The sequence below is a fragment of the uncultured Gilliamella sp. genome (assembly GCA_945271295.1).
Lineage (GTDB): Bacteria > Pseudomonadota > Gammaproteobacteria > Enterobacterales > Orbaceae > Gilliamella.
Genome location: CALYPG010000010.1, coordinates 52,352 through 64,326, shown reverse-complemented (window position 1 = coordinate 64,326; position 11,975 = coordinate 52,352). Strand labels below are relative to the sequence as shown.

At 35.6% G+C, this 11,975-nt stretch carries 11 protein-coding genes; all 11 read left to right on the top strand.

Going from position 1 to position 11,975, the window contains the following annotated elements:
• Positions 1-89 precede the first annotated feature (89 nt).
• The 11 genes from miaB to deoC all read left to right on the top strand — a co-directional run bounded on the left by miaB (position 90) and on the right by deoC (position 11,968).
• A complete protein-coding gene (gene miaB, locus Q0K76_RS06980) occupies positions 90-1,517 on the top strand; it encodes a tRNA (N6-isopentenyl adenosine(37)-C2)-methylthiotransferase MiaB (RefSeq protein ID WP_294613456.1) in 1,428 nt (475 codons plus the stop codon).
• Positions 1,518-1,597: 80 nt separating this feature from the next.
• A complete protein-coding gene (locus Q0K76_RS06975) occupies positions 1,598-2,077 on the top strand; it encodes a hypothetical protein (RefSeq protein WP_294613453.1) in 480 nt (159 codons plus the stop codon).
• 24 nt (positions 2,078-2,101) lie between these two features.
• Entirely contained in the window at positions 2,102-3,109 is a 1,008-nt protein-coding gene (locus tag Q0K76_RS06970) for a PhoH family protein (RefSeq protein ID WP_363322420.1), read from the top strand.
• A 96-nt stretch (positions 3,110-3,205) separates the two neighbouring features.
• The gene (gene mrdA, locus Q0K76_RS06965; RefSeq protein ID WP_294613450.1) at positions 3,206-5,086 is read left to right on the top strand and encodes a penicillin-binding protein 2; all 1,881 of its coding nucleotides are present in this window, start codon (positions 3,206-3,208) and stop codon (positions 5,084-5,086) included.
• Between the two features lie 2 nt (positions 5,087-5,088).
• Entirely contained in the window at positions 5,089-6,195 is a 1,107-nt protein-coding gene (gene mrdB / locus Q0K76_RS06960) for a peptidoglycan glycosyltransferase MrdB (protein ID WP_294613448.1), read from the top strand.
• Positions 6,196-6,209: 14 nt separating this feature from the next.
• Positions 6,210-7,391, top strand: a complete 1,182-nt coding sequence (locus Q0K76_RS06955) for a serine hydrolase (RefSeq protein ID WP_294613446.1) — start codon at positions 6,210-6,212, stop codon at positions 7,389-7,391.
• A gap of 435 nt (positions 7,392-7,826) precedes the next feature.
• The gene (rpsB, locus tag Q0K76_RS06950; RefSeq protein WP_294613444.1) at positions 7,827-8,564 is read left to right on the top strand and encodes a 30S ribosomal protein S2; all 738 of its coding nucleotides are present in this window, start codon (positions 7,827-7,829) and stop codon (positions 8,562-8,564) included.
• Between the two features lie 91 nt (positions 8,565-8,655).
• Positions 8,656-9,516, top strand: a complete 861-nt coding sequence (gene tsf, locus Q0K76_RS06945) for a translation elongation factor Ts (RefSeq protein WP_294613441.1) — start codon at positions 8,656-8,658, stop codon at positions 9,514-9,516.
• A gap of 118 nt (positions 9,517-9,634) precedes the next feature.
• On the top strand, positions 9,635-10,369 hold the full coding sequence (gene pyrH, locus Q0K76_RS06940) for a UMP kinase (RefSeq protein ID WP_294613438.1): 735 nt from the start codon (positions 9,635-9,637) through the stop codon (positions 10,367-10,369).
• 30 nt (positions 10,370-10,399) lie between these two features.
• Positions 10,400-10,957 carry a ribosome recycling factor gene (frr, locus tag Q0K76_RS06935; protein ID WP_363322419.1) on the top strand — a complete coding sequence of 186 codons (558 nt, stop codon included), beginning with the start codon at positions 10,400-10,402 and terminating at the stop codon, positions 10,955-10,957.
• Positions 10,958-11,302: 345 nt separating this feature from the next.
• Positions 11,303-11,968, top strand: a complete 666-nt coding sequence (deoC, locus tag Q0K76_RS06930; RefSeq protein WP_294613434.1) for a deoxyribose-phosphate aldolase — start codon at positions 11,303-11,305, stop codon at positions 11,966-11,968.
• The last annotated feature ends 7 nt before the right edge of the window (positions 11,969-11,975 follow it).

The window sequence follows — 11,975 nt, the reverse complement described above, 5'->3', positions numbered from 1 at the left end:
TACAATCACAAAGGATTACAATATAGCTCGCTAAAATCGCGGATTTAAAGCCGTTTTCATTTTAACAATTAAATATAGCTGAGTTATTGATGAGCAAGAAACTACATATCAAAACTTGGGGTTGCCAAATGAATGAGTATGACTCAACAAAAATGGCCGATCTCCTTGAATCAACCCACGGTTTAACTTTAACAGAAAATGCAGAAGAAGCAGATATTTTATTACTAAATACCTGTTCTATTCGTGAAAAAGCCCAAGAAAAAGTCTTTCATCAATTAGGTCGTTGGAAGAACCTTAAACAACAAAATCCAAATATTATTATTGGTGTTGGTGGCTGTGTTGCTTCTCAAGAAGGTGCTCACATTCGCAAGCGCGCCCCTTTTGTGGATATCATTTTTGGACCACAAACCTTCCATCGTTTACCGGAAATGATTGAACAAGTTAGAAGTGGTAACGGTAATCATGTTGTGGATGTGAGTTTTCCAGAAATAGAAAAATTCGATCGGCTACCTGAACCGCGGAGTGAAGGTCCAACCGCATTTGTATCGATCATGGAAGGGTGTAATAAATATTGTACCTATTGTGTTGTGCCTTATACCCGAGGTGAAGAAGTGAGTAGGCCTTGTGATGATGTTATTTATGAAATAGCTCAACTGGCTGAGCAGGGCGTGCGTGAGGTTAATTTACTTGGTCAGAATGTTAATGCATACCGTGGATCAACGTTTGATGGTGATATTTGTTCATTTGCTGAATTGTTACGATTAGTTGCTGCTATCGATGGGATTGATCGTATTCGTTTTACCACTAGTCACCCAATTGAATTTACTGATGATATTATTGATGTTTATCGTGACACTCCTGAACTGGTTAATTTTTTACATTTACCGGTACAAAGTGGTTCAGATCGGGTACTAAATTTAATGAAACGAACGCATACTGCAATAGAGTATAAATCCATTATTCGCAAATTACGGAAAGTACGTCCAGATATTCAAATAAGTTCAGATTTTATCGTTGGTTTCCCTGGTGAAACACAGGAAGATTTTGCACAAACAATGAAGTTAATAGCGGATGTTAATTTTGATTTAAGCTATAGCTTCGTTTACTCAGCTCGTCCTGGTACACCCGCTGCCGAGATGGAAGACAATGTCTCAGAAGATGAGAAAAAACAACGCTTATATATTCTACAAGAACGTATTAATCAACAAGCAATGCAATATAGCCGCCAGATGTTAAATACAGTACAACGTATTTTAGTTGAAGGTCCATCTAAAAAGGATATTATGGAGTTGACTGGTCGTACTGAAAATAATCGTATTGTTAATTTTGCAGGGCATCTTGATATGATTGGCAAATTTGTGGATGTTGAAATTACTGATATCTATCCAAATTCATTACGAGGCAAAGTAGTTCGTACCGAAGAAGACATGGATTTACGAGTTAGTGAATCACCAATGTCAGTTATATCGCGTACCCGTAAAGAAAATGATTTAGGGGTAGGTATTTATCAACCTTAAAACAATGACAGTAAAAAAATTAACTATTTTATCAATATAAATAGTAAAAATAATAATGTAATGGAATAAAGGAAAATAAAATGTTTATTATATTTGGAACTTCTGGACGACACGTTGATGAAACAAGAGGACAGTTCAATTGTCCTTCATGTTGTGCGAACGAAAATATTACTAGTGATGTAAAACAACAACGATATACCGGAGTAAAAGTTGCTAAATATTTCACTTTATTTTTTATCCCTATTTTTAGTTATCAAACTTTGGGTAGATATATTAAATGCAATCACTGTAAATCTGAATATAATGAAAAAGTTTTAGAATATGTACCACCAACATTTGAAGATCAAGTAGCTTCTTATGTAGAACAAGAACTAAAAAGTGGCACACCAATATCAATGCTAGTTAACAAATTAAAATCTCAGGGATTGGATGAGGAACAATCTACCAATGCAGTTAACCATATTGTCGCTGGTAACATCGTTACTTGTCATCAATGTAATATGGATTTTTTGAAGGGTGTTGAAAAATGTTCTTTATGTGAACAACGTCTTAGTGATTGATATTAATTATTAGAGGATTATTTTTTGAATATAGTGACACATGAAACAGTACTTGAACCAGCTGATAACCAAAGGCTTAATAGTCTTTGTGGTCCTCATAACGATAATATAAAACAACTTGAACGTCGGCTTGGTGTCGAAATTAATCATCGTGGTAATTTATTTTCAATCACTGGTGATGTTATCTGTGTCAAAGCTGTAGATGAAATATTACAAACACTGTATAAACAAACTAAAATCAAAAATAACATTATTGAAATTGAACCAGAACAGATTCATTTAGCGATTAAAGAATCAGGTGCCCTTGAAAAAGCCAATGAGCATTTACCTGCTTATATAGATCATCATGGTGGCAAATTAGTGATGATTAAAACTAAACGAGGCATTATCAAACCAAGAACACCTAATCAAGCGCAATATATTGCTCACGTATTAGATTATGACATCTGTTTTGGTATTGGTCCGGCCGGAACCGGTAAAACGTATTTAGCTGTGGCAGCAGCTGTTGATGCTCTTGAAAAACAGCAAATTCGTCGAATTATTTTAACCCGTCCTGCAGTTGAAGCTGGAGAGAAACTGGGATTTTTGCCAGGTGATTTAAGTCAAAAAGTCGATCCTTATTTACGTCCACTTTATGATGCATTATTTGAGATGCTAGGGTTTGAAAAAGTCGAAAAACTTATTGAGAAAAGTGTGATTGAAGTAGCACCGCTTGCTTACATGCGTGGACGAACGCTTAATGATGCCTTTATTATTCTTGATGAAAGCCAAAATACTACGATCGAACAAATGAAGATGTTTTTAACTCGTATTGGTTTTAATTCTAAAGCCGTGATAACTGGAGACATTACTCAGATTGATTTACCTCGTCAGCAAAAATCAGGGTTACGCCATGCCATAGAAGTATTAAGTCAAGTTGATGAAATTAGCTTCAATTTTTTTAATAGTGAAGATGTGGTTCGTCACCCTGTAGTTGCTAGAATAGTCAATGCTTATGAAAAATGGGATGCTCAACAAAATCATCAGCAATAACATATAGAAAGTATCTAAAGGAGTATTATTATCTCTATTGCACATAACAAAAATAGAGCCGAAATTCGAGATCACTCAGCAGAAGCTAATCTGTTTATGCGTAGAGCTCTGTTTTCTTTTGTTGTGATCATTTTATTGGTCATCGTTTTACTTATTAATTTAGCGAATCTCCAAATTTCTAATTTTAGTTATTACAGTACTAAATCCAATAATAATCGTATCGAGATAATTCCTGTTCCTGCTAGTCGTGGTATGATTTACGACCGCAATGGTACCGCATTAGCTATCAATAATATCACTTATCAGCTTAATATTATTCCTGATAAAATTAAAAATATTAATGAACAATTCGATGAATTAAAAAATATAGTTGATTTAACTGATGAAGATATTGAAAATTTCCAAAAAGAGCGTCGTAATTATAAAGCACATCGCCCGGTACCCCTTAAAGAGAATCTAACAAATAAACAAATAGCTCGTTTTGTTATCGATCAACATCGTTTTCCATTTGTTTCAATTGTCGGTATACAACATCGTTATTATCCTTTTGGCGCCTCACTGACACATATTATTGGTTATATTTCTAAAATTAATAATCAAGACAAACAACGTTTAGAGGATGAAAACAAAGCGAGTGATTATATTGCAACGCCAAATATCGGTAAAATGGGGATTGAAAAGTATTATGAAGAGGTACTTCATGGTAAACCCGGTTATGAAGAAGTTGAAGTAAATAATCGAGGGCGTATTGTTCGCCAACTTAACCATCACCCACCTAAAGCTGGTGAAGATATTTACTTATCGATTAATCTCAAATTACAACTTTATATAGAGCAATTACTTGCTGGTCGTAAAGCGGCTGTAGTTGCCATAGATCCTAATAATGGGGAAATTTTAGCATTAGTTTCCAGTCCGAGTTACGATTCTAACCCTTTTGTTAGTGGAATATCTCGTAACAAATACAGTGAATTACTTAATGATCCTGATAAACCATTATACAATCGAGCGTTATTAGGTGCTTATCCACCTGCTTCAACTGTTAAACCGTATATTTCTATTGCTGCACTTAGTGAAGGCGTGGTAAGCCCGAAAAGTGTAGTTAATGATCCGGGATGGTGGCAATTACCGGGAACGGAGAAGCGCTATCGAGATTGGCTGAAATGGGGACATGGCCGTGTAGATGTATTAAAAGCGATAGAAGAATCGGTTGATACTTATTTTTATCAAGTTGCCTATGATATGGGCATTGATCGTTTAAAATTATGGATGAGTAAGTTTGGTTATGGTGAACGAACCGGCATTGATATCTCGCCTAACGAAGAAACACGAGCCGTTATGCCTAGTCGTGAGTGGAAATTAAAACGCTATAAAAAATCTTGGTTACAAGGTGATACAATTCCTGTCGGTATTGGTCAAGGGTATTGGACGGCAACACCAATGCAAATGGCTAAAGCGTTAACCATTTTGATTAATAATGGTAAAACCTATACCCCACATTTTTTACTCTACAAAAAGAGTGATATTTTAAATACTGATCAAAATCAGCCATCGATTAAACAAGATCAATTTAAAGAAACTAATAGTTTAATTGATGTTAATCCTAGTTATTGGGCGATAGCTAAAGAAGGTATGCATCGCGTTATGTTTGGATCGCGTGGGACAGCAAGAAAAATTTATGCCGATGCCAAATATCAAGCGGCAGGTAAGTCTGGTACAGCGCAGGTGTATAGTTTAAAACAAGATGAAGTTTATAATGCGCATAAAATTCCAGAACACCTACGCGATCATGCTTTATTTGTAGCTTATGCACCTTATGATAAGCCAAAGATTGCTTTAGCTATTGTATTAGAAAATGGTGGTGGTGGTAGTTCAAATGGTGGTGCTGTGGCTCGTAAAATACTAGATTATTACCTGCTAGGTGATAATTCAACAGAAATAGATGATTCACCATCAGATAATACAGGACAAGAAGATTAATAATGAATAATATAAAGAAATCGTTTTGGGATAAAATACACCTCGACCCACTTTTTTTTCTATTTATTACTTTATTGCTTAGTTATAGTCTTTATATACTTTGGAGTGCTAGTGGTCAAGATATTGATATGATGCAAAGACGTGTCGCGCAAATATTGCTTGGTTATTTTGTCATGATTATTTTTGCTCAGTTTTCGCCTAGAACCTATGAAAAATGGGCACCTCTTCTTTATATAATTTGTATTGTTATTTTATTATTAGTGGATATTTTTGGTTATACCAGTAAAGGTGCACAACGATGGTTAGATTTGGGCGTATTACGTTTTCAACCTTCTGAAATTGCTAAAATTGCAGTACCATTAATGGTGGCAAAATTTATTAATCGTGAAGGGTGTCCTCCTCCTTTAAAAACCACCTTACAAACATTGGCTATTATCGGTGTGCCAACTTTACTTGTTGCCATGCAACCTGATTTAGGTACTGCGATTTTGATTGTAATGTCTGGAATTTTCATTATTTTTTTAGCAGGTATTGACTGGCGATTTATTGTCATTGCTTTAATTTTAATTGCTGCTTTTTTACCTTTTATGTGGTTTTTTTTAATGTATCCCTACCAACGAGAAAGAGTTTTAAGGTTATTTAATCCTGAAAGCGATCCACTGCGTACAGGTTACCATATTATACAATCAAAAATTGCAATAGGTTCTGGTGGTATAGGTGGTAAAGGTTGGTGTGATGGCACGCAATCCCAGTTAGAATTTTTACCTGAACGACATACTGATTTTATCTTCTCAGTTATTGCTGAAGAGTTTGGTTTTGTTGGTTCGATTATATTATTAGTTTTATTTTTATGCTTAATTGCGCGCGGACTGATTATAGCTTCACAAGCACATACTACTTTTGGACGAATATTAGCAGGCGGTCTTATTTTAGTTTTCTTTATTTATGTATTTATCAATATTGGCATGGTTAGTGGCATCTTACCAGTAGTTGGTGTACCATTACCGCTAATTAGTTATGGTGGCTCATCCTTAGTTGTTTTAATGGCAAGTTTTGGCATTATGATGTCTATTCACACTCATCGATATATGTTAACTAAAAATATTTAACGGAATTTTAATCAATGAAAATAAAATTTAAATCCTCTTTAGCGATATTCGCATTTACCATTTGTTCTTCTGCATCAGCTGAAATAACCTTCTCTACTCCAGCGATACCGCAATTAGATGCCGCAGCTTATATCTTAATTGATGCTAAATCGGGTGAAATTTTAGCGCAATCAAATGCAGAGCAACAGCGCGATCCTGCTAGTTTAACTAAGATGATGACCAGTTATGTGGTAGGTCAGGCTTTACAATCTGGGCGTATAAAAAATGATGATTTGGTTACGGTAAGTAAAGATGCGTGGGCAACCGGTAATCCGGTTTTAAAGGGATCATCATTGATGTTTTTGGAAGTGGGTAAAACGGTATCGGTTGCTAATCTTAATAAAGGGATTATTATTCAATCTGGTAATGATGCATGTATTGCTATGGCAGAGCATGTTGCTGGTAGCCAAGGTGCTTTTGTTAATTTGATGAATGATTATGCTAAAAAAATTGGGTTACAGCATACCCATTTTGAAACAGTACATGGACTTGATGCGCCAGGGCAATATACTACCGCCAAAGATATGGCATTTTTAGGGCAAGCTTTAATTCGTGATTTACCCACAGAATATGCAATTTACAAAGAAAAAGAGTTTACTTATACACTAGCTAAACCCCAATTAAATCGTAATGGTTTGCTCTGGGACACCACTTTAAATGTTGACGGGATTAAAACTGGCCATACTAATGCTGCTGGTTATAACCTAGTGGCTTCTGCTGTTGATGGTAATACCCGTTTAATTTCAGCGGTGCTTGGGGGACGAACCTTTAAAGGACGTGAAGAAGAAAGTAAAAAGTTGTTAGTTTGGGGATTCCGTTTTTTTGAAACAGCTAATCCGATTAAAGCTGGTATCCCATTAGTTAACAAATCAATTTGGTATGGCGATGCAAATAAAGTTCCTTTAGGCGTGATTAATGGTGCTTATCTTACTGTACCGAAAGGTCGTGCTGCTGATGTTCAAGTTCAATATACTGCTAATGATTATATTTATGCCCCTATAACTAAGGGTACAACCGTAGGTAAAATACAGTTTTTACTAGATGATAAAGTGATTAATGAACAATCATTAGTTGCACTTCAGGATGTAGAGGAAACAGGATTTTTAGGCAGTATTTGGGATTGGATATGTTTACAATTTCATAAATTATTTAGTTAATTAAATAGAATAACAGTTCTGTAGGTTTACCTAGCAGAGCTGTTATGGTGTTAGCTATTAACTCCCGGTAAGAAAATAAGTTGTAAAAAAGTTTCAGGTTAGCTATATGTTTTAGTATAAAACAACCAATTATTAATGGGTATCTACTAATATCTTCTATTGTCAATTCAATGATGCAAACTAACTTTTTATACCTAACATTGTGTATAACAAAAATAAAGCTAGTAATCTTTTATAAAATATGGTATAAAACGCGCGCTACTTTTGACTATTTTTTTCAATAGTTGAAACAGCGTAATATAAAATTTAATTATTAAATAACGTTATAACACACACATATCATTACTCTTTTCCGGGGTGCCTTTGGTTCATTGCAATAAGGTCGGTTAAAGCGGATATGTGGAGGCATAACCCCAACGTCAAAATGAGGAAATCATGACTACAGTATCAATGCGCGATATGTTACAAGCAGGTGTACACTTTGGACACCAAACTCGTTATTGGAACCCAAAAATGAAACCATTTATTTTTGGTGCACGTAATAAAGTTCATATTATTAATCTTGAAAAAACAGTTCCAATGTTCAACGATGCGTTAGCTGAATTAAATAAAATTGCTGCTCGTAAAGGCAAAATTTTGTTTGTTGGTACAAAACGCGCTGCTAGCGAAGCGATCAAACAAGCAGCAGAAAGCTGTGGACAATATTACGTTAATCACCGTTGGTTAGGTGGGATGTTGACTAACTGGAAAACTGTTCGTCAATCAATCAAACGTTTAAAAGATTTAGAAACACAGGCTAGTGATGGTACATTTGATAAATTAACCAAAAAAGAAGCATTAATGCGTTCTCGCGAAATGGTTAAATTAGAAAATAGCTTGGGTGGAATTAAAAATATGGGTGGCTTACCCGATGTAATTTTTGTTATTGGTGCAGATCATGAACATATTGCCATCAAAGAAGCTAACAATTTAGGTATTCCTGTCATTGCTGTTGTTGATACAAACTCAGATCCAGATGGTATTGATTACATCGTACCAGGTAATGATGATGCAATTCGAGCTATTCAATTATATGCAAATGCAGTTGCTGATGCGGTTCGTTCAGGTCGTGAACAAAATCAATCGCCTGTTTCTGAAGATAGCTTTGTTGAAGAAGCTCCAGCAGCTGAGTAATAACTCAAATATTTTTAGGGTCGATGTCAGATCGTAACAGTCGACCCCTGGTTATGAAAATCATCACAATGGTTAAATAGAGGATTAAAAAATGGCTGAAGTTACCGCTTCTATGGTAAAAGAACTGCGTGAAAGAACCGGCGCAGGTATGATGGAATGTAAAAAAGCATTAGTTGAAGCAAATGGTGATATTGATCTTGCTATCGACAATATGCGTAAATCTGGTCAAGCAAAAGCAGCTAAAAAAGCAGGTCGTGTTGCTGCTGAAGGTGTAATTATTTCTAAAATTTCGGCTGATAAAAAGTTTGGTGTGATTTTAGAAATTAACTGCGAAACAGACTTTGTTGCGAAAGATGCTGGTTTCTTAGCATTCTGCGAAAAAGTAGCAACAACAGCGTTAAATGATCGCATTAAAGATCTGGCTACTTTACAAGCAAAATTTGAAGAAGAACGTACCGCTTTAGTAGCTAAAATTGGTGAAAATATTAGCATCCGTCGTGTTGCTGAAATCGCTGGTGATGTAGTTGGTCTTTACCAACATGGTGCACGTATTGGTGTATTAGTTGCAGCAAATAGTGGTTGTGACGATGAACTAGTTAAGCACATTGCAATGCATATTGCTGCAAGCAAACCAGAATATGTTAACCCAAGTGATGTACCTGCGAACGTGGTTGAACATGAACGTAAAATCCAAATTGATATTGCAATGCAATCAGGTAAACCACGTGAAATAGCTGAAAAAATGGTTGAAGGCCGTATGCGTAAATTCACTGGTGAAGTATCACTAACAGGTCAACCATTTGTAATGGATCCAAGCAAAACTGTGGGTGATTTATTAACAGAAAAGAAAGCGACAATTGCTACATTTATCCGTTTTGAAGTGGGTGAAGGTATTGAAAAAGTCGAAGTCGATTTTGCAGCCGAAGTAGCAGCGATGTCGAAACAATCTTAATTGTTTTACAAAAACCGCCGTTAAGGCGGTTTTGTTTATCTACAAAATATTTTAAAATTATTAATAGCTAGTCCCCTAGCTTTTTAGGTAATTAAATAACAAATTAGTGAGACTTCATATGGTAACCCCTTTTTATAAACGTATTCTTCTAAAACTGAGTGGTGAAGCACTGCAAGGTGATGAAGGTTTTGGTATTGATGCAACGATTCTTGATCGAATGGCTCAAGAAATTAAAGAATTAATCGAAATGAAGATTGAAGTTGCAGTTGTTATCGGGGGGGGGAATTTATTTCGTGGTGCCGGTCTTGCTAAAGCAGGAATGAATCGCGTGGTTGGCGATCATATGGGAATGCTAGCAACAGTGATGAATGGACTAGCGATGCGAGATGCTTTGCATCGAATTGAAGTTAATGCTCGTTTAATGTCTGCCATCCCATTAAATGGTGTATGTGATGATTACCGTTGGACTGAGGCTATTAGTTTGCTTCGTCATGGTAAAGTGGTTATCCTTTCTGCAGGGACTGGTAATCCTTTTTTCACTACTGATTCAGCTGCTTGTTTACGTGGTATTGAAATTGAAGCTGATGTGGTTTTAAAAGCAACCAAAGTAGATGGCGTTTACTCAGCTGATCCTGTTAAAGATCCAAATGCAACACTGTATAAAACACTAAATTATGAAAAAGTGTTAGATGATGAATTAAAAGTAATGGACTTAGCCGCATTTACCTTAGCCCGCGACCACAATTTACCGATTTGTGTGTTCAATATGAATAAACCAGGTGCGTTACGTCGTGTTATTTTAGGCGAGCAAGAAGGGACATTAATTAATAATCAGGCCACAGTCAGTTGTTAGCCCTCTTTATTTTAAATAAGGTTTTTTATTATGTTAAATGAGATTCAAAAAGAAGCGCAAGCGCGCATGGAAAAAAGTATCGAAGCGTTTCAAACTCATATTTCTAAAGTCAGAACAGGTCGAGCTTCACCAAGTTTACTAGATGGTATTATGGTTGAGTACTATGGTAGCCCAACACCACTTCGTCAATTAGCCAATGTGGTGGCTGAAGATGCCAGAACATTAGCTATCACAGTATTTGATAAGTCACTAACTCCAGTTATTGAAAAAGCGATTTTAACGTCTGATTTAGGTTTAAATCCGGCTTCAGCTGGTACAGTAATTCGAGTACCGTTACCACCACTAACCGAAGAACGTCGTCGTGATTTAACTAAAATTGTTCGCAACGAAGCTGAACAAGGACGGGTATCGATTCGTAATATTCGTCGTGATGCTAACGACCAAATCAAAGCGTTATTAAAAGATAAAGAAATTTCTGAAGATGATGAACGTAAAGCACAAGATTTGATTCAAAAAGCAACGGATGCAGCGATTAAAAAACTTGACGCCACTTTGGCTGAGAAAGAAAAAGAGTTAATGGAATTTTAATACTAACGTTCATTGGTAGCGAGTTAATTTATAGCCCAGCTTTGACTGGGCAAAATCCATCAATAATTCTCTGTAATAATCATTACAGCATTTTATATAAAACAAAATTCTAGCATAAAAACGATATGTAACATCAAAGCTTAGAATGATGTTTTTAACTCTATTTAGTATTGATCCAATACCATAAAATCAGGCATTAATTAAAAAATAAACAATCCCTAAAGGTTGTCGGCTATTTTCGCTTGTTTACTGTATTTTATTTATAAAATAGTTTTATAATAAATGCTATTTACCATTTTAGAGTGATGTCTACACTCAATTTTTAATACAATTTAAGGAATTATTATGAATTATGCTAAGTATATTGATCATACTTTACTCGCTATGAATGCGACAGAAGATCAGATTAGAAAACTCTGTAACGAAGCCAAAGAGTACCATTTTTATTCTGTGTGTGTTAATTCAGGCTATGTTCCTTTAGTTGCTAGCTTATTAAAAGGTAGTGATGTTAAAGTTTGTTCGGTAGTTGGTTTTCCGCTTGGTGCAATGTTAACTTCGGCTAAAGCTTATGAAACTGAAATGGCTATCAAAGCTGGTGCTCAAGAAATTGATATGGTGATCAATGTCGGTTGGTTAAAAAGTAATGATTGGGATGCAGTTAAAAACGATATTAATGCGGTATTTAAAGCCTGCGGTGAAGTACCGTTAAAAGTTATTTTGGAAACCTGCTTATTAACTAAAGAAGAGATTGTTAAAGTTTGTACCCTGTGTAAAGAAATTGATGTAGCGTTCGTTAAAACATCAACTGGTTTTAGTGTATCAGGTGCGACAGTTGAAGATGTTAAATTGATGCGTGAAACAGTAGGTGAAAAAATGGGTGTTAAAGCGTCTGGTGGAATTCGAGATCGTCAAACTGCTGAAAAAATGATACAAGCAGGTGCTACAAGGTTGGGTGCAAGTGCTGGCATTGCTATTGTATCTGGTTCAGATACCTCATCAAGCAACTATTAATATAAGC